General features: G+C 70.4%; 16 protein-coding genes. 3 read left to right on the top strand and 13 right to left on the bottom strand.

Annotated elements, in window-relative coordinates:
* Positions 1–70 precede the first annotated feature (70 nt).
* The gene (locus tag FK219_RS04375; protein ID WP_152583213.1) at positions 71–1,318 is read left to right on the top strand and encodes an IS256 family transposase; all 1,248 of its coding nucleotides are present in this window, start codon (positions 71–73) and stop codon (positions 1,316–1,318) included.
* Between the two features lie 24 nt (positions 1,319–1,342).
* Here FK219_RS04375 and FK219_RS04370 read toward each other — a convergent pair whose 3' ends face one another.
* From FK219_RS04370 to FK219_RS04345, 6 genes are all read right to left on the bottom strand, one after another.
* Positions 1,343–1,480, bottom strand: a complete 138-nt coding sequence (locus FK219_RS04370) for a hypothetical protein (RefSeq protein ID WP_165638045.1) — start codon at positions 1,478–1,480, stop codon at positions 1,343–1,345.
* 62 nt (positions 1,481–1,542) lie between these two features.
* A complete protein-coding gene (locus FK219_RS04365) occupies positions 1,543–2,208 on the bottom strand; it encodes a hypothetical protein (RefSeq protein WP_152583212.1) in 666 nt (221 codons plus the stop codon).
* Positions 2,205–2,345: a hypothetical protein gene (locus FK219_RS04360; protein WP_165638044.1), complete on the bottom strand. Its 141-nt coding sequence runs from the start codon at positions 2,343–2,345 to the stop codon at positions 2,205–2,207. The genes FK219_RS04365 and FK219_RS04360 overlap by 4 nt, the downstream gene beginning before the upstream one ends.
* A complete protein-coding gene (locus tag FK219_RS04355) occupies positions 2,342–2,821 on the bottom strand; it encodes a hypothetical protein (RefSeq protein ID WP_152583211.1) in 480 nt (159 codons plus the stop codon). Before FK219_RS04355 ends, FK219_RS04360 begins: the two co-directional genes overlap by 4 nt.
* A gap of 8 nt (positions 2,822–2,829) precedes the next feature.
* Positions 2,830–4,344 carry an Asp-tRNA(Asn)/Glu-tRNA(Gln) amidotransferase subunit GatB gene (gatB, locus tag FK219_RS04350; protein ID WP_152583210.1) on the bottom strand — a complete coding sequence of 505 codons (1,515 nt, stop codon included), beginning with the start codon at positions 4,342–4,344 and terminating at the stop codon, positions 2,830–2,832.
* Positions 4,345–4,442: 98 nt separating this feature from the next.
* A complete protein-coding gene (locus FK219_RS04345) occupies positions 4,443–5,162 on the bottom strand; it encodes a DUF6498-containing protein (protein WP_152583209.1) in 720 nt (239 codons plus the stop codon).
* Between the two features lie 295 nt (positions 5,163–5,457).
* Between FK219_RS04345 and FK219_RS04340 the strand changes: the two genes are divergently transcribed.
* Together FK219_RS04340 and FK219_RS04335 are read left to right on the top strand one after the other, a co-directional pair.
* The gene (locus tag FK219_RS04340) at positions 5,458–6,984 is read left to right on the top strand and encodes an HNH endonuclease signature motif containing protein (protein ID WP_152583208.1); all 1,527 of its coding nucleotides are present in this window, start codon (positions 5,458–5,460) and stop codon (positions 6,982–6,984) included.
* 205 nt (positions 6,985–7,189) lie between these two features.
* Complete coding sequence (locus FK219_RS04335; RefSeq protein WP_456238276.1) at positions 7,190–8,266, top strand: IS110 family RNA-guided transposase; 1,077 nt, start codon at positions 7,190–7,192, stop codon at positions 8,264–8,266.
* Positions 8,267–8,648: 382 nt separating this feature from the next.
* Here FK219_RS04335 and gatA read toward each other — a convergent pair whose 3' ends face one another.
* The 7 genes from gatA to FK219_RS04300 form a co-directional block, all read right to left on the bottom strand.
* Complete coding sequence (gatA, locus tag FK219_RS04330; protein ID WP_152583206.1) at positions 8,649–10,151, bottom strand: Asp-tRNA(Asn)/Glu-tRNA(Gln) amidotransferase subunit GatA; 1,503 nt, start codon at positions 10,149–10,151, stop codon at positions 8,649–8,651.
* Positions 10,152–10,162: 11 nt separating this feature from the next.
* Positions 10,163–10,462, bottom strand: coding sequence for an Asp-tRNA(Asn)/Glu-tRNA(Gln) amidotransferase subunit GatC (gene gatC / locus FK219_RS04325; RefSeq protein WP_152583205.1), 300 nt, complete (start codon positions 10,460–10,462; stop codon positions 10,163–10,165).
* A 132-nt stretch (positions 10,463–10,594) separates the two neighbouring features.
* The gene (locus FK219_RS04320) at positions 10,595–11,047 is read right to left on the bottom strand and encodes a hypothetical protein (RefSeq protein ID WP_152583204.1); all 453 of its coding nucleotides are present in this window, start codon (positions 11,045–11,047) and stop codon (positions 10,595–10,597) included.
* Positions 11,048–11,146: 99 nt separating this feature from the next.
* Complete coding sequence (locus tag FK219_RS14070; RefSeq protein ID WP_152583203.1) at positions 11,147–12,634, bottom strand: alpha/beta hydrolase; 1,488 nt, start codon at positions 12,632–12,634, stop codon at positions 11,147–11,149.
* Between the two features lie 161 nt (positions 12,635–12,795).
* Positions 12,796–15,078, bottom strand: a complete 2,283-nt coding sequence (ligA, locus tag FK219_RS04310; protein ID WP_168212489.1) for an NAD-dependent DNA ligase LigA — start codon at positions 15,076–15,078, stop codon at positions 12,796–12,798.
* A gap of 183 nt (positions 15,079–15,261) precedes the next feature.
* Entirely contained in the window at positions 15,262–16,515 is a 1,254-nt protein-coding gene (mnmA, locus tag FK219_RS04305) for a tRNA 2-thiouridine(34) synthase MnmA (protein ID WP_152583201.1), read from the bottom strand.
* A 101-nt stretch (positions 16,516–16,616) separates the two neighbouring features.
* A complete protein-coding gene (locus FK219_RS04300) occupies positions 16,617–17,795 on the bottom strand; it encodes a cysteine desulfurase family protein (RefSeq protein WP_152583200.1) in 1,179 nt (392 codons plus the stop codon).
* Positions 17,796–17,800: the final 5 nt, after the last annotated feature.

Here is a 17,800-nt window from a genome sequence, read left to right as displayed (position 1 = left end):
ACGACGTGAACGCGGTCACCGTGTGATCCTTCGAGAAGTCTCTTACCCCAACTCGAAAGGCATCAACACGATGACCGCTCCCCACATTGTCGACCCTGCAACGGTGCTCGGTGAAGCCCTCAGCGACGCGTCGCCCGATTTGATGCGACACCTGCTGCAAACCATAATCAACGCCCTCCTGTCCGCCGACGCCGACGCCGTGGTCGGCGCCGAATGGGGTCAGCCGAGCCTTGACCGTGTCACTCACCGCAACGGCTACCGCCACCGAGACCTCGATACTCGGGCTGGCACGATCGATGTCGCGATCCCGAAACTACGATCGGGCACCTACTTCCCCGAGTGGTTGCTGGAGCGCCGCAAACGGTCCGAGGCGGCTCTGATCACCGTGATCGCCGACTGCTACCTCGCCGGGGTGTCCACTCGTCGGATGGACAAACTCGTGAAGACGCTCGGCATTCACGCCCTGTCGAAGTCGCAGGTCTCCCGGATGGCGGCCGAGCTCGACGAGCACGTGAACCAGTTCCGGCACCGATCGCTTTTGGAGGCAGGCCCGTTCACCTTCGTCGCAGCCGACGCTCTCACGATGAAGGTTCGCGAGGGCGGCCGGGTGGTGAACACGGTCGTGCTGATCGCCACCGGCGTCAACGGCGACGGCCGCCGCGAAGTCCTGGGGGTGCAGACAGCGACAGCTGAGACCGGGTCGGCGTGGAATGCGTTCTTCGCCGACCTGGTCGCCCGCGGCCTGACCGGGGTCCAGCTGGTCACCAGTGACGCTCACGCCGGGCTGAAAGACGCGATCGCGGCGAACCTGCCCGGTGCGACCTGGCAACGCTGCCGCACCCACTACGCGGCGAACCTGATGAGCGTGAGCCCGAAGAGCATGTGGCCGGCGGTGAAAGCGATGCTGCACTCCGTCTATGACCAACCCACCGCCTCAGACGTCCACGCTCAGTTCGATCGCACCCTGGACTACGTGACCGAGAAGCTACCCGCGGTCGCCGAGCACCTCGATACCGCCAGGGCCGACATCCTCGCCTTCACCGACTTCCCCAAAGACGTCTGGTCACAGATCTGGTCGAACAATCCCAACGAGCGCCTCAACCGCGAGATCCGCCGCCGCACCGACTCCGTCGGCATCTTCCCCAACCGCGACGCGATCATCCGCCTGGTCGGCGGCGTCCTGGCCGAGCAGACCGACGAGTGGGCCGAGGGGCGCCGCTACCTGGGACTGGAGGTTCTGGCCCGCTCCCGCATGCGCGTGGTGCCCGACATCGAAAGCGAGGTGGTCGCCGATACCTTCATCGCGCTCAGCGCATAAAGCGAAGGATCAGCCGTTACACCACTACCAGGGACTTGACCGCCGCGCCAGCCGGTCGGTGAGCGCACCCGACTCGACGAGCTGCGCCATCTCGGCCACGTGGGCGGGCGTGATGAGCGACGCCGGTTCAGCATCCCGCGCGTTCGCGATGCGGGCGTCCACGCTCCTCCACTACGGCCGGGCCCGCCTCGGTGATGCGGGCTACACGTCAAATCGAAGAGCGCTCAATCCCGAGACTGCGCCTGCGCGATCTGGTCGAGCAGCATCGCGACCTCTGACTCGTCGCGCACCTCAAGCGGGCGCGTGGGACTGACGAGTTGGTCGAGCACGACAGTGTCGGTACCTCCCGCGCGCTCGATGTCGATGCGCAGCCGCGGAGTGGAGTCGCTTCGAGGCCGGAGGAAGAAGCCTCCGGCTCCGCCCCGCCTGAACCGAACAACGTCTCCGGTCTTGGCGAGAGTCACCGTCCGCGGGCCACGACGACCAGGGCGCCCGAGCATCACTCCCGAGGGCCCCACAGCACACAAGACGCTGGCTGGCCACGGGCGGCGCAGAGCCCGCAGACCCTCGACAGTGCGCTCCGCAGAGTCTTTCGTCGTGAGAATGCCAGCGAAGAGCACAGCCGGTTCGCCGACACCCAGCGCCAGTGCGGCCTGCAGGTCAGCGTGCCTCTGCGCATACGCGCCCTCCGGGTTGACGCCGCGCACAGACACCACCACGACGACGAGCGCCGCGATAGCGAAGAACACGCCCATGAAGACTCTGGAGTCGTCGAACCTCGGCGAGAGAGGTCCCCACAGGAAGATCGCGCTCATGCCAACCAAGAACACGACGGAGAAGAGAAGGAGCGGTAGCGAGACGGGCCGCTTCCCGTCCTGCTTCTGAGTCACGGGCGCGAACCGACGTCAGAGCCGAGGTACGCCGTTCCCAGCAGGTCACAGCCCAGCCCACCGAGGTCGGCGAGCACTGTCGCCGGGTAGACGAACCCGGCCTGATCGCTGTCGCTGAAGCCGCCGCAGATGATCACTCCGCCCGCACCGTCCCGACGAGGCGCGTGGCGTCCTGATCCTGCCGAACGCTCGCGACGGCACGAGCACTCATGAAACCACCCCGCCACGGTAGCCACGCCGTGACCCCGACGGTCACCGACGGAATGAGCATGAAGAGGAGAGACTCCCACCACATGAACGTCAAGAAGGGCACCCACATCAACGCCACATTGGCACCCACGAAAGGAGCGATCGGACGCATCCAGGACCATCGCGGCCGTCCGGCGAGGAGGCCGAGAGTTACAGCTCCGGCCGCTGCGCTTCCTGCGAGAAACAGTCCGAGCATGGCGCCGTACAAGAGTAGGAGGCCTGCCATTGTCATGGCCCACCCGTCGAGCACACTGGCCGGGCCAGACGTCACGACGCGGTGGACCAGCGGCACCGCCGCCCCCACACCCGTCCCCGCCACGAGCGTCGTTACGACGAAGGTCGGGAGCGAGTCCAGGGCAGACATGGTGTGCGCTACGCCTGAGCTCGCTCCAGCACGAGCTCGCGCACGCGCGCCGCATCCGCTTTCCCGCCCATCGACTTCATCACCGCACCGATGACGGCGCCGGCGGCCTGCACCTTGCCGTCGCGGATCTTCTCCAGCACGTCGGGCTGCTGCGCGAGCGCCGCATCGACCGCGGCGATGAGAGCACCGTCGTCCGAGACGACCGTGAGCCCGCGCGACTCCACGACCTCGGCGGGGGTGCCCTCCCCCTCGATGACACCCTCCAGCGCCTGCCGGGCAAGCCGGTCGGTGAGCGCACCCGACTCGACGAGCTGCACGATCTCCGCCACGTGGGCCGCGGTGATGAGCGACGCCGGTTCAGCATCCCGAGCGTTCGCGATGCGGGCGATCTCGCCCGTCCACCACTTGCGGGCCTGCTGCGGTGACGCGCCCGCCGCGACCGTGTCGGTGACCTCCACGAGCAGGCCGCTGTTGACGACGTCGCGAAACTCCAGATCGGTGAAACCCCACTCCTCGCGCAGGCGGCGGCGTCGGGCCGCGGGGGGCTCCGGCAGGGCATCCCGCAAAGAATCGATCAGGGCCTGCGTCGGCACGACCGGCAGCAGGTCCGGCTCCGGGAAGTAGCGGTAGTCGTCGGCGTCGCTCTTCACGCGGCCCGCCGACGTCACGCCCGTATCCTCATGCCAGTGGCGGGTCTCCTGTTGAATCGAGCCGCCCTTCGCCAGAATCGCCGCCTGGCGCTGAATCTCGTAGCGCACCGCCCGCTCCACAGAGCGGAACGAGTTGACGTTCTTGGTCTCCGTGCGGATGCCCAGCTCAACCTGCCCGCGCGGCCGCAGCGACACATTCGCATCGCAGCGCAGGTTGCCCCGCTCCATGCGCGCCTCGCTGATGCCCAGCGCGCGCACCATGTCGCGGATCGTGCTCACGTACGCCTTCGCGATCTCGGGCGCGCCGTGCTCGGCCCCGTAGATCGGCTTCGTCACGATCTCCACGAGCGGCACGCCGGCGCGGTTGTAGTCGACGAGCGAAGACTCGGCGCCCTGGATGCGGCCCGTCGAGCCGCCGACGTGCGTGAGCTTGCCGGCATCCTCCTCCATGTGGGCGCGCTCGATGGGCACCTGCACGAGCGTGCCGTCCTCCAGCTCGACCTCGACGGAGCCCTCGAAGGCGATCGGCTCGTCGTACTGGCTGATCTGGTAGTTCTTCGCCAGATCCGGGTAGAAGTAGTTCTTGCGGCTGAACGTGCTGCTCGGGGCGATCTGGCAGCCCAGCGCGAGGCCGAGCGAGATCGCGAAGCGCACCGCCTGCTCGTTGACGACCGGGAGGCTGCCGGGCAGGCCGAGGCACACGGGGGTGATCGCGGTGTTGGGCTCAGTAATGGTGTTGTCGCTCAGCGCCGGGTTGGGGGCGTCGGAGAACATCTTCGTGCGGGTGCTCAGCTCGACGTGCACCTCGAAGCCGAGCACCGGCTCGAACATCTCGAGTGCCTTGTCGAAGTCCATGAGTTCTGCGCGCGCCATGGGGTCAATCCTATTCGGGGTCGGCGGGGGTCGGGTGCGGGGCAGGGTTCGCTGCGGTGCGGGGAGGGGGGCAGTGTGCGGGGCGGTGTGCGCGACTCTCAGCCGAGGCGTATCGACACGGTGGGCCCCGAGCCCGGGCGGTTCGCGCGGCGTGCGCTGAGCATCCACCCGAATGCATCGACGATGCCATGCAGCGCGATCAGGAGGACGGCCGCGATGGGGGGCCATCCGGATTCGGCGATGAGAATCGCACCGCCGATGACGCCCAGATGCAGCACGATGATGCGCGGGTAGGCGCTCATCATGAGGGCGGTGCCGCGGCGGGCGGGCAGGGGGCCGCGGGCGGCGATCAGCAGCTGGGCGATGCCGGCGATGATCCAGATGATGAGGATGCCCGGCCCATCGACCCCGGCCAGTCCGGTCTCGGCGGCTGCGGTGGCTGCCATGCTGGTGGCGCTGGTCGTCGTCGCAATGCCGCTGAAGACGCCTGCCGCGATGAGGAACACGAAAACGCCGTGCACGAGGGTGAACAGGCCGTAGTGGAGGACGAAGAAGCGCGCGAGCCAGCCGATCGTCTTTGGAGTCTGGGCGACGCGGCGGTCGTTGATGATCATCGGCTCGGGGCCGGGGTCGCCGCGCGTGCGCAGCAGGCGGATCACCATCGCGGCGCCGAGCGTCAGGTTCTCCAGCCAGTACAGGATGATCACCTCGCGCCAGTCCCAGCCGAGGGCGAGCACGCTGGCGAGGGGTAGGAGGGTGTAGGCGGCGATCGCGAGCAGGCGCGCGAGGGCGTGTGTCGGCGCGGAGGTCGGGGCCATGAGGAGATTCTGGCAGGGGTGAGCGGAGCGAGGCGGGTGTCCTTTCTTTGGCCTCGGCTCCGTTCTGATTCGTGTCGCTCTCTCCCGCTCTTGTCGGCCCCACTCTCGTTCGTCTGGGTCTCCCTCTCGCCCGCTCCGCGCACTCGCGCCCCACCCGGCACCGGGCCCTCGCCGCCCGCCCTCTCGTACCGCTCCACCGTCCCGCCGCTCCTCCATAGGCGCCGCTTGCGAAAACCTATCCACGAGTATTGCTCGCCCTCTGGACTGGTGTTCGATACTGCTGGAGACTATTGACATGTCAGATTCGAACGCACTGCACACATCGCTCATCGATGTGTCGCGCGCGTTCGCGCCCCCGACCGTGTCAGACCTGACCGATGACGACCTCATCGCCCAGCAGCGCACACTCGCCGAGATCGGGCGCCGCGTCGATACCGCCGCCGCCACGGTCGCCGCCGAGATCGCCCACCGCTCGCGCCGCGACCTGGGCGGCGAGGGCCTCGCCCACCGTCTCGGAGTCCGCACCCCCGAACGCCTCGTCCAACGCCTCACCGGCGCGACCGCCCGTGACGCGACCGCCATGGTGCGCGTCGGCACCCTCATGGCGACGCCTCCGCCTCCCGCCTCTGATCAGGATGCTCCGCTCCCCTCCCCCGACGACTCGAGCGCTGCCGACCCAGGTGATGCGCGTCTGGGCAAGCCGTGGCTCGCGTCGGTCTCAGCGGCCGTCGCCGCAGCGCGACTGTCGCTCGCCGCCGCCGACGCCATCCGCGCCGGGCTCGGCGAGCCGAGCGCGCCCGACGCCTCGGGCGACGCCTCGGGAGACGGCTCGGTGCAGTCGCGCGCCGGCGAGAGCCCTGATGAGGGCGACAGCGGCGGCGTGACCGCGGAACAACTGGCCGTGGCCGCCGAGCGGCTCGTGGCCGAAGCCCCGACCTGCACGGTCGAGCAGCTCGCCGCCCGAGCACGATACGCCCGCGCCGAGCTCGATGCAGAGGCAGACGCGAGTCGCGTCGCCGAGCGCGAGCAGGCCCTGCGCGACCGGCGCTACCTCTACCTCTCGCGGCAGCCCGACGGCATGACCCGACTCTCCGGGCTGCTCGACCCAGAGTCCGCGGCACTCGTCACGTCCGCGATCGACGCCGCGACCTCACCGCGGCGGGGCGGGCCGCGCTTCGTGAGCACCGCCGACGTGGAACGAGCGGAGCGGCTCGTCGATGACACCCGCACGACCGAGCAGATCGCCGCCGACACGCTCGTCGAGTTGCTTCGACTGGGCGGAGGCGTCGCGCCCACCGACCTGCTCGGAGCCCGACCTCCCGCCGTCCAGGTCATCGTCGCCGAGCGGGACCTCCGCGAGGGCCGCGGTATCGCCCGCCTCGAAGGCCAGACAGAGCCCATCAGCATCACCACCGCCGAGCGGCACGCGTGCGAGGCGGGCGTCACGCCCATCGTCGTCACCGATGCGGGCGAGGTGCTGTCGCTCGGGCGTCGCACCCGCTTGTTCACAGGCCGCCAGCGCCTGGTCCTCGCCGCGCGCGACGGCGGCTGCCGCTTCCCCGGCTGCGATCGGCCACCCTCCTGGGCAGAAGCGCACCACATCATCCCCTGGCAGCAGGGCGGTCCCACCGACGTCGACAACGGAGTGCTGCTCTGCCGACATCACCACCTGCTGCTGCACAACAACGACTGGGGCATCACCCGGGTCGACGGCGAGCTCGCAGTCGTGCCACCCCGGTCTCTCGACCCCGAACAACGTCCCGTCCCCGCACCCCGCAAGACTCGGGTGCTCGAGCGCGCCCTCGGCGCCCAGGCCGGGTAGCGGCGCCGCGTGGAACGCAGACATGCCGAGCCTGCTGGCACGGCAGGGCCGGACTGCCCACGGCAGGGCTGGGCGGCGGGTCCGGGCTAGACGATATGGGTCTTCGGTCCGGTTCTTGAGGCTGGGGCCTCGATTCGCGTATTCGTGGGTTGCCAGCTGTTGAGGGCTGGCCTATCCACCAGGCGAATGGAGGCCCCAGTTGAGAATCCAGCGTACGAGCGTCGGTCTGGACGTGCACGCCCGCAGCGTTGTGGCATGCGCGATCGATGAGGACACCGGTGAGGTGATCCGTCACCGTTTCGGCTACGACCCTGCGGCAGTGCTGGAGTGGGTGCGGAGCCTGCCGCAGCCGGCAGCAGTGACCTATGAGGCCGGGCCGACCGGGTTCGCTCTGGCCCGCCTATTCACCGCCGCCGGCATCGAGTGCCTCGTGGCGGCGCCGTCGAAGTTGCAGCGCCCGGTCGGGGATCGGGTCAAGACCGATGCCAGGGACGCGTTGCATTTGGCCAGGCTGCTGAGGTTGGGGGAGATCGTCGCGGTTGCCGTGCCCACGATCGAGCAGGAAACCGCACGCGACTTGGTGCGAGCCCGGGAAGACAATCGGGGTGAGCTGATGGCGGCACGGCATCGGCTCTCGAAGCTGCTGCTGCGCCACGGGATCATCTATGACGGCAAGCAGGCGTGGACCGGCGCGCATGATGCCTGGCTTCGCCGGCAGAGGTTCGACCATCCCGGACTGCAGGCCGCGTTCGATGCCGACTACGAAGCAGTGCAGCAGGTGCGCGCCCGCAAAGACCGACTCGACGCGATCATTCAGCAGATGGCCACCACCAGTGACTACGCGCCCGTGGTGCGACGACTGGGGTGCCTGCGCGGGATCTCGACCTTGACCGGGTTCGGCCTCGCGGTGGAGATCGGCAACTGGGAGCGCTTCACGGGATCCAGCATCGGAGCGTTCGTCGGACTGGTGCCCTCAGAGCACTCCTCCGGACAGTCACGCTCCCAGGGCTCGATCACCAAGACCGGCAACACTCACGCCCGACGCCTGCTGGTCGAGGCGGCTTGGCATCACCGCAAGCCCTATCGGCCCGGAGCGGTGATGCAGGCCCGGTGGGCTGCCGCGCCCAGCCTTGCCGTATCCCGCGGCGACGACGGCAACCGGCGCCTGCATCACAAATGGCAGCACTTCACCGCACGCAAGAAGCGGTCCACGATCGCGAACGTCGCCATCGCCCGCGAGCTCGCCGGCTGGTGCTGGTCCCTGGCCGTGATGCCCGACTGACCTGGGCCCTCTGACCGGTCGGTTCAGGCGGCAGGTGACGGCAGCGCGAGGAGCGACCCGCGGAACAGCTATGAGCAGCCCGCCTACGGGCAGGCGACGCTCGATCCTAGACAAGCGGAACCGCTCCAGCCGAACAGCACGTCCTGCGGTATCCAACCCGCGCATATCAGTCTGACCGCGCGTCGCCCACGACACGCACGACACCCACGCGACCTGCGCCGACCACACGAAAGAGCGCCCGGAGCATGATCACTCCGGGCGCTCTTTCCCCTGCCACTTGACAGGAATCAGTCACATATCAGCTGTGCGGGGCAGGGCCGGCTGGCTGCACGGGGCTGGCTGGCCGTGCGGGAACGCGCAGGGTAGCGCGGGGTTGGCGCGGCTAGGTGAGCTCGGGCGCCTGGGTCCACAGCGGGCCGCCCCACTGCGCCTCGAGCAGTTGCTCGACCGCTGCACCTACCGTGTACAGGCGAGCATCCTCGCGCGCGGGCGCCATGATCTGCAGACCCACCGGCAGACCGTCCTCCGGCGCGAGACCGATCGGCAGGCCCATGCCGGGCACTCCCGCCAGGTTCGCCGGGATCGTCGTCACGTCGTTGAGGTACATCGCCAGCGGGTCCGACATCTTCTCGCCGAATTTGAAGGCCGTCGTCGGCGCGGACGGCGAGACGAGAACATCCGCCTGCTCGAACGCCGCCGCGAAGTCGCGCTGAATGAGCGTGCGCACCTTCTGCGCACTGCCGTAGTAGGCGTCGTAGTAGCCCGCCGACAGCGCGTACGTGCCCAGGATGATGCGGCGCTTCACCTCGGGGCCGAACCCGGCCTCGCGCGTCGCCGCCATGACATCCTCGACCGTTCCGCCCGCGACCTCTCGGCGCATGCCGAAGCGCACCGAGTCGAACTTCGCCAGATTGCTCGAGGCCTCCGCCGGCAGGATCAGGTAGTACGCCGCGATCGCGTACTCGAAGTTCGGAGCGCTGACCTCGACGATCTCGGCACCCGCCGCCGCCATCAGGTCGAGCGTCTCGTGGTAGCGCTGCTTCACGCCCGCCTGGAAGCCCTCGCCCTCGAGCTCTTTCACCACGCCGACGCGCACGCCCTTGAGAGCGTCACCCGACTGGCCTGCGCGCGCCGCAGCCGCCATCGACGGCCACGCATCCGGAATCGACGTCGCATCGCGCGGGTCGTGCCCGCCGATCACGTCGTGCACGAGAGCCGCATCCAGGACCGAGCGCGACACCGGGCCCACCTGGTCGAGCGACGACGCGAGCGCGATCGCGCCGTACCGGCTCACCCCGCCGTAGGTCGGCTTGACGCCCACCGAACCGGTGACCGCGGCCGGCTGGCGAATCGAGCCGCCCGTGTCACTGCCGAGCGCGATCGGCGCCTCGAACGCCGACACCGCCGCCGCCGAACCGCCGCCCGAACCACCAGGAATTCGGTCCAGTGCCCACGGGTTCTTCGTCGGCCCGTACGCCGAGTGCTCCGTCGACGAGCCCATCGCGAACTCGTCCATGTTCGTCTTGCCGAGCGGAATCAGGCGCGCCTCGCGCAGGCGGGCGACGACCGTCGCGTCGTACGGCGGCACCCATCCTTCGAGGATGCGCGAGCCCGAGGTGCTCGGCATATCCAGCGTGCACAGCACGTCCTTGATGGCGATCGGCACCCCGGCCAGCTCGCCCAGAGTCTTGCCGGCAGCCCGGTCGGCGTCGACCGCCGCCGCCGAGTCGAGGGCGTCGACGCTCACGTGCAAGAACGCGTGAACATCCCCGTCGACGGCCGCGATGCGGTCCAGGTGCGCCTGCGTCACCTCGACGCTCGAGACGTCGCCCGACGTCAGGCGAGACGACAGGTCGGCAGCAGAAAGGCGAGTGAGATCGGTCATGATCGTGGCCCCTACTGCTCTTCGCCCAGGATGGCGGTCACGCGGAAGCGGCTGCCGTCGTGGTCGGGCGCGCCCGCGAGGGCCTGCTCCGTCGTGAGTGTCTGCCCCACCTCGTCGGGGCGCATGCCGCCCGTCAGCGGGATCGGGTGGCTCGTCGCCGGCACATCCGGCGTCGCGACGCGCTGCACGGTCGCCACCGCGTCGACGATCGCGCCGAGCTCGCCCGTGAGCTGCTCGATCTCGTCGTCGGTCAAAGCGATGCGGGCAAGCGACGCCAGGTGCGCGACGCGCTCGGGCGTGATCTCAGACATGGGACTCCGAAACGAAAAATTGCAGGCAAGCGGGATGCTCCCATCCTACTGAGACGGATGCTCGGCCCCGACGGGCTCACGCGAGGGGTCCCACGCGACAGCGCTCACGGGACAGCGCTCACGGCTCAGCGCTCACGCGACGGGGCGGCACTCGCTCTCGCCCGTAAGCGTCATCGCGCTGTCGCTCGCGCGGAACAGCAGCAGCTCGCCCTGCGCGCTCTCGCCCTTCAGCTCGATGACGTCAGACACCTCGGTGAGCGTCACCTCGAGATCATGGGCTCGCCACGCCTCCTCCACCCGATCGGCAGCGCGAGACGGCGACGCCGGCGCCTCGGCCAGGCGCAGCGCCGGGAAGCGCTCCCCCGTCACCCACAGCGGAATCGTGCACTCGCGCGGCGTCGGATCGTCCTGCACCGACCAGGAGCCGCCCGCCGCCGCCTGGGTGTCGTCGAGCAGCGCGACGAAGCGCTCACGCGCCTCCTCGTCCTCCACCGCCGACGGAGCCTGCAGCGTGCATCCGCTGAGAGCGGCGACACCGATGACCGCCGCCACGGCGACGATGCCGAACCTGCTGCGCCTGATCATGGCCCTCCGCGGTCAACCTAACACCGGCATGCGCCGCAGGAACAGCAGACTGTCAGGTCTGCGTGGGTGGCGGTCGGGTGGCAGCCAGCGCGAGGCTGCTCAGTGCAGCATCGCGAGCGTGCGCCCCGCGTCGAGCGCCGAACCGTCGGTCACGAGCTCGCCCCGGTCGATCGCGATGAGCGCCAGGTTGCGCATCGACTCGGTGCCCGGCACCCAGTACTCGTTGTGCCCGGCCGACCCGGCGAGCACCTCGTTCGTGATGACGTCGACCGACCCGAGCACGCTCATGACACGCGCGCCGTACGACGGGGCGCCCGGGTCGGAGCCGAAGAAGGCGCTGTTCGGAATCGGATCCCACGCCGCCTCGCCCACGAACACGTCACCGCGCACGTTGAGCTCGTCGACGCTCTGCGCGGGCGAGCCGGGCGAGCCGACCATCGCGAGCGCGTCGACCGTCGTGTCGTCCTCGAGCGCCAGCAGTGCCGCCGTGGAGCCGTACGAGTGGGTCAGGAGGGAGACGAAGGGCGGGTCATCCGCCCGGAGAGTCTGCAGGCCCTCGATCGCGGCAGCGATCGCATCCCGACCCTCGTAGGCCAGTTCCATGCTGCCGACGTTCATGAGACTCGGCGTCTGGTAGCCGATCCACGCGACCGTCGCGACCGTCTGCTCCTGCGTCGCCGCACCCGCCTCTGCCAGCAGGGCGAGCCACGACGTCTGGTCGTCGTACAAGCGCGCGCCGAAGCCCGTCCAGCCCACGATGTCGCCCGCGACCGTGACGAGCATGCCCGGGATCATGTAGCTCACGTAGTCGGCCGTCTCGAGATCGCCGAGCACGACCGCGGCCTTGCCCTGCCCGTGCGTGTCGAGGTTCAGCAGCGAGCGCGGCGGGTTCGCGATGGCCGGGCCCAGAGCATCCACGACCTCGTAGAGCATCTCGAGTCGGTGCAGGTTCTGCGTGGCGACCGCGCGCCCCACCGCGGCATCGGCCTCCAGCTCCAGCTCGCGGATCGTGGAGCGCAGCAGCGCCCGGTTCGCCTGGTTGCGCACCGCGAACGGCACGCCGTCCAGATTGCCGACGACCTCGGGGGTCGCGGCGATGAGCGAACGCTGCGCGGTGGCATCGAGGCCTGCCCACCAGCTGGTCACCTGGTGCGCCGCAGGCGGCGAACTCAGGAGTTCGTGAACCGCATGGGGATGCGTGGTCACGAAGTCGGCCGCGGCAGCCGGGGGCAGCGCCGAGAGGCCATGCAGAAGCGAAGAGCCCGAGAACGTCGCCAACTGCTCGGCCGCGAGGGGGAGCGCGGGAGCGACGACGGTCGGGGCCGACCGCTGATCCAGACTGGTGGGCAGGTCGATGGCCCGCCCAGGGGCGGGGGTCATGGGGGCGAGCGGTGCGGAGGTGAGGCTCGCGAGGGTGTGCGGTGCCGGGGAGGTGACGGCGTGAGCGTCGGGGGTCGTGAACGCGTAGCCGGCGTGAGCGGAGGAGAAGCTCGAGGAGACGCCCGAGTTCTCGGGCAGCACGACGGGCCCGCCGACCGTCGCGACAGTCAGCGAGGCAATAAGTACAGCCGTCGCATCGAAGAGCACTGCGATCCCCTCGCGCGCTGCCAGACCCCTTGTCCCCGAGACACGGGTAGACAGCGCGGTTTCATGGTAGGGGAAAAGTGACCCCAACGGGGGGTATCGCCGCAAAGACCTTCATCATTCACGGAGTCGTTACACGGACGACATCAAGAGTCTGCCGCGCGCTACTCCCCCGCGGCCGCTGGTTCGTCGAGCGCCTCGGGCCCCTGCGTGACGAGCACGGCGAACTGCGCCGCATCGATGATGCGCAGGCCCAGTTCCTCCGCTTTCGCGAGCTTCGAGCCCGCGCCGGGGCCCGCCGCCACGAAGTCGGTCTTCTTGCTCACACTGCTCGCCGCTTTGCCGCCCGCGGCGATGATCGCCTCCTGCGCGCCCTCGCGCGTGAAGCCCTCGAGGCTGCCGGTCGCGACGACCGTGAGCCCCGCGAGCACTCCCCCGGCGGCCGCCGCTGCGCCCGGGCCGGGGTGGCCGGGCGTCTGCCACTGCACGCCCGCGGCGGCCCACCGCTCGACGATCTCGACCTGCCAGTCGACCGCGAACCAGTCGATGAGAGCATCCGCGATGATCGGCCCGACGCCGTCGACGGCCGCGAGCTCCTCCGCAGTCGCAGCCCGAATCGCCTCGAGCGAGCCGAAGTGGTCGGCGAGAGCCCGCGCGGCGACGGGGCCTACGTGCCTGATCGACAGGGAGACGAGCATCCGCCACAGTGGCTTAGTCTTCGCCTTCTCGAGCTCGTCGAGCAAGCCCGTGGCGGCGGAGGAGACGATGAACTGCTCGTCACCGTCGAACGGCCCCGTCGGATCGTAAGGCGGATCAGGCTTCGACTTCGTCGGCTCCTGGCCGGGGAGCGGAGCTCGGCGTGCCCGTCGAAACGGGCTGCGCCGCCGCGCCTCGCCGTCGGCCTCGAGCTTCGGAAGGCCCGTCTCGCTGTCGGTGACGATGACCTCGATCGGCAGCAGCTGCTCGAGCGTCAGGGCGAAGAGCCCAGCCTCGGTCACGAGCGGCGGCGTCGCGGGCACCTCCGGCTGGGTGAGCGCCGCGGCGCCGATCTCGCCGAGGCCCTCGATGTCGAGCGCGCCGCGGCTGCCGATGTGCTCGACGCGGCCGCGCACCTGGGCGGGGCAGCTGCGGGCGTTGGGGCAGCGCAGGTCGACGTCGCCCTCCTTCGCGGGCCGCAGCTCGGTGCCGCACTCGGGGCAATGGGTCGGCATGACGAACTCGCGCTCGGAGCCGTCGCGCAGCTCGACGACCGGCCCGAGCACTTCGGGAATCACGTCGCCCGCCTTGCGCAGCACCACGGTGTCGCCGATGAGCACGCCCTTGAGCTTGACGACGTCCTGGTTGTGCAGGGTCGCCTGCCGCACCTCGCTGCCGGCGACGCGTACCTTCTGCATGACCGCGAACGGTGTGGCCCGGCCCGTGCGGCCGACGCTCACGACGATGTCGAGCAGCTTCGTGTTGACCTGCTCGGGCGGGTACTTGTAGGCGATCGCCCAGCGCGGGGCACGGCTCGTGGCCCCGAGCTCGTCGTGCAGGGCCAGCTCGTCGACCTTGACGACGACGCCGTCGATCTCGTGCTCGACGCTGTCGCGGTGCTCGCCGAAGTACCTGATGAACTCGGCAGCACTCTCCGCCGAGTCGCGCACGCTCGCGTGGTCGCTCGTCGGCAGCCCCCAGCGCGACAGCAGCTCGTAGATCTGGCTCTGCGAGGCCACGGGCGGGTTCTGCCATGCGCCGATGCCGTGCACGAGCATCCGCAATCGGCTCAGACGATCGTGCATGCGCGCCAGCTGCGCGGCGTTCTTGCCCTCCGCCTTCTGCCGCAGCGAACCGCTCGCCGCGTTGCGCGGGTTCGCGAACTCGCGCTCGCCCGCCTCACGCTGCAGGCCGTTGAGCGCATCGAATGCCGCTTTCGGAATGAATACTTCGCCGCGCACCTCCACGAGGTCGGGCACGCTGTCATCGTCGAGGCGATTCGGGATGCCCGGCACGAGCCGCACGTTCTCCGTGACGTCTTCGCCCACGACCCCGTCGCCGCGCGTCGCCGCGCTCACGAGCACCCCGCGCTCGTAGCGCAGGTTGAGGGCCAGCCCGTCGATCTTCAACTCGCACAGCCAGTGGATCGCACGGTTCGCGTCGCGCTCGACCTTGGCCGCCCACGCCGCGAACTCCTCCGGCGTGAACACGTTGTCGAGGCTCAGCATGCGCTCGGCGTGCGTCACCGGGTCGAACAGGGTCGACTCGGCGCGGCCGCCGACCGTCTGCGTCGGGCTGTCCTGACTCTGCAGCTCGGGGAACTCGCGCTCGATCTCCGCCAACCGCTGCAGCTTCTCGTCGTACGAGGCGTCGTCTTCCAGCACGGTGTCGCGGCCGTAGTAGGCGTCGCGCAGCTCGAGGATGCGGCTCGTGAGCGCTTCGACCTGGGCGCGGGCCGCATCGCGGCTCAACTGCGCGACCGGGGTCGACGAACTCGTCGACTCGGCCGCAGTATCGGTGCGGTCATCTCTCGCGGCGCCACTCACGGCGCCAGTCTAGAAGCGCACGCTGACATCACGCGCCGCGACGGCTCGCCCAGCATTCCGCCGCACCTTCCACAACTTCGGAGTGGAAGGCGCGCGAAGCGCGCTCGCTCAAGACGCGGTGGCCGGCACGGCGTCGCTCGGCGAATCCGAGTGCGCATCGGCACTGACCGTGCGATCTATCGTGCACTGGCCGAGCACGCGCGTGCCGACGTAGATCACGGCGGTCTGGCCCGGGGCGACGCCGTGGAGGGGCTCCTGCACCGTGACGACGAGCTCGAGGGTGCCCGCGCTCGGGAGCCCGGCGGGCGAGCCGGCGTCGTCCGCGTCGGCGGCGGCGCCCGGCGCTGCGCCCGTACTCGGCACCACGCGAGCCCGCGCTGGCACCGGGTCGGCGTGCGCGCGCACCTGCACCTCGCACGCGAACTCGGCCACGGCATCCGGTGCGGTGGAATCGGCGACCGCGATGCCGGATGCGACCGGGTCGAGCCCCGCCCACGTGAAGCGCGCGCCGGCGAGCTCGCGCACCGCGAGCGCCTCGCGCGGGCCGACGACGACCTCGTTCGAGCGCGGGCGCACCTCGAGAACGAAGCGCGGGCGGCCGTCGGGAGCAGGAACGCCGAGGTTGAGTCCGCGGCGCTGGCCGACCGTGAAGCTCGTCGCCCCGTCGTGCGAGCCGACCTGCGCACCGTCGCGGTCGACGATGGTGCCCGCCTCCGGAGCGATGCGGTCGGCGAGCCAACCGCGGGTGTCGCCGTCGGGGATGAAGCAGATGTCGTGGCTGTCGGGCTTCTGCGCGACGGTGAGCCCGCGTGCGGATGCCTCCGCCCGCACGGCGGCCTTGTTCGGCGTGCGCCCGAGCGGGAACATCGCGTGCGCGAGCTGCTCGCTCGTGAGCACCCCGAGCACGTACGACTGGTCTTTCGCCTCGTCGGAGGCGCGGTGTAGCTCACGGTGCCCGGAGTCGTCGGTCACGATGTGCGCGTAGTGCCCGGTCGCGACGGCGTCGAAACCGAGCGCGAGGGCCTTCTCGAGCACGGCCGCGAACTTGATGCGCTCGTTGCAGCGCATGCACGGGTTGGGCGTGCGGCCGGCCGCATACTCGGCGATGAAGTCGTCGATGACGTCGTCGCGGAACCGCTCGCTGAAATCCCACACATAGAACGGGATGCCCAGCCTCTCGGCCGCGCGACGAGCATCCAGTGAGTCTTCGATCGTGCAGCAGCCGCGCGCACCCGAGCGCAGGGTGCCCGGCATGCGGCTCAGCGCGAGGTGCACGCCCACGACGTCGTGGCCCGCGTCGACCGCGCGCGCGGCAGCCACGGCGCTGTCGACGCCACCGCTCATCGCCGCGAGAACCTTCATGCCTCCAGGGTACGCGGGTGCGCTGGGCGGGGCTGCAGTGCGGGACTGCAGGGCGAGGCTGCGAGACGGGGCCGCAGGGCCGGTTAGCGGGGGCGGCGGGGCTAGCGGCCGAGGCGCGGCTGCCGCGCCGCGAGCCCCGCGGCGAGGGCCTGGCGGGTGGCGTGAGGCAGGGCATCCAGGAGGGCGTCGATCTCGGCGGCGGTCGTGTCGGGGCCGAGAGAGATGCGCAGCGAGCCCCTCGCCTCGGAGGGCGAGACCCCCATGGCCAGCAGCACGTGCGAAGGCTCGGGCACGCCCGCCTGGCACGCCGACCCGGTCGAGACGGCGAACCCCGCCTGGTCGAGCAGGAACAGCAGCGAATCCCCCTCCGCCCCCGGCACGCGCAGGTGCAGCGTGCCCGGCAGAGAATCGGTCAGGTCGGTCGAGAGGCGCGCCTCCGGCACGCGATCCCGGATGCCCTCCGCGAGCCGATCGCGCAGCGCACGCTTGTGCGCCGCCCGGTCGTCGAGCGCGTCGTGCGCGAGCTCGGTAGCGTGCGCGAACGCGGCCGCCCCCGCGGCGTCCATCGTGCCCGAACGGCCCCGCTGCTGGGCGCCGCCGTGCAGCAGCGGCTCGACCTCGGTACCGCGGCGCAGCACGAGCGCGCCGACGCCCACGGGCCCGCCCACCTTGTGGGCCGAGATCGAGACGGCGCTCACCCCCACGGGCACGGGCGCGAGCGGCACCTGGCCGTAGGCGGCGATCGCGTCGACGTGCACGGGAACACCCGCAGCCGCGGCGAGCGCCGCCGCCTCGGCGACCGGCTGCAGCGTGCCGACCTCGTTGTTGGCCCACAGCATCGTGAGCAGAGCGGCGGGCCCACTCGCGAGCGCCGCCTCGAGGGCGTCGAGCCGCAGCCGGCCACTCGCGTCGACGGGCAACCAGTCGACCGTCGCGCCCTCGTGGTCGACGAGCCACTGCACCGCATCGAGGGTCGCGTGGTGCTCGGCTGCCGGGGCGAGGATGCGCGAGCCGTGGCCGGCCGCGCGGCGCGACCAGAGCATCCCCTTGACGGCCAGATTGACCGCCTCGGTGCCGCCGCCCGTGAAGGTGACCTCGATCGGGTCGACGCCGAGGGTGGCCGCGATGCGGGCACGTGCCTCGTCGAGCAGGGCGCGCGCCGACTGGCCGGAGGAGTGGATCGACGACGGGTTGCCCACGACCTCGAGCGCCTCGACGTACCGCTCGCGCACGGCGCGCGGCATGGGCGAGGTCGCCGCGTGGTCCAGGTAGATCGTCATCGCCT

Origin of the sequence: Microcella pacifica (genome assembly GCF_009371975.2) — a bacterium.
Lineage (GTDB): Bacteria > Actinomycetota > Actinomycetes > Actinomycetales > Microbacteriaceae > Microcella > Microcella pacifica.
This window is presented reverse-complemented; position numbering and strand designations above follow the sequence as displayed.

Coding starts and splice junctions, on each gene's coding strand:
- FK219_RS04375 (WP_152583213.1), top strand. CDS start 71: ATGACCGCTCCCCACATTGTCGACCCTGCAACGGTGCTCGGTGAAGCC.
- FK219_RS04355 (WP_152583211.1), bottom strand. CDS start 2,821: ATGTCTGCCCTGGACTCGCTCCCGACCTTCGTCGTAACGACGCTCGTG.
- gatB (WP_152583210.1), bottom strand. CDS start 4,344: ATGGCGCGCGCAGAACTCATGGACTTCGACAAGGCACTCGAGATGTTC.
- FK219_RS04345 (WP_152583209.1), bottom strand. CDS start 5,162: ATGGCCCCGACCTCCGCGCCGACACACGCCCTCGCGCGCCTGCTCGCG.
- FK219_RS04340 (WP_152583208.1), top strand. CDS start 5,458: ATGTCAGATTCGAACGCACTGCACACATCGCTCATCGATGTGTCGCGC.
- gatA (WP_152583206.1), bottom strand. CDS start 10,151: ATGACCGATCTCACTCGCCTTTCTGCTGCCGACCTGTCGTCTCGCCTG.
- gatC (WP_152583205.1), bottom strand. CDS start 10,462: ATGTCTGAGATCACGCCCGAGCGCGTCGCGCACCTGGCGTCGCTTGCC.
- FK219_RS04320 (WP_152583204.1), bottom strand. CDS start 11,047: ATGATCAGGCGCAGCAGGTTCGGCATCGTCGCCGTGGCGGCGGTCATC.
- mnmA (WP_152583201.1), bottom strand. CDS start 16,515: ATGAAGGTTCTCGCGGCGATGAGCGGTGGCGTCGACAGCGCCGTGGCT.
- FK219_RS04300 (WP_152583200.1), bottom strand. CDS start 17,795: ATGACGATCTACCTGGACCACGCGGCGACCTCGCCCATGCCGCGCGCC.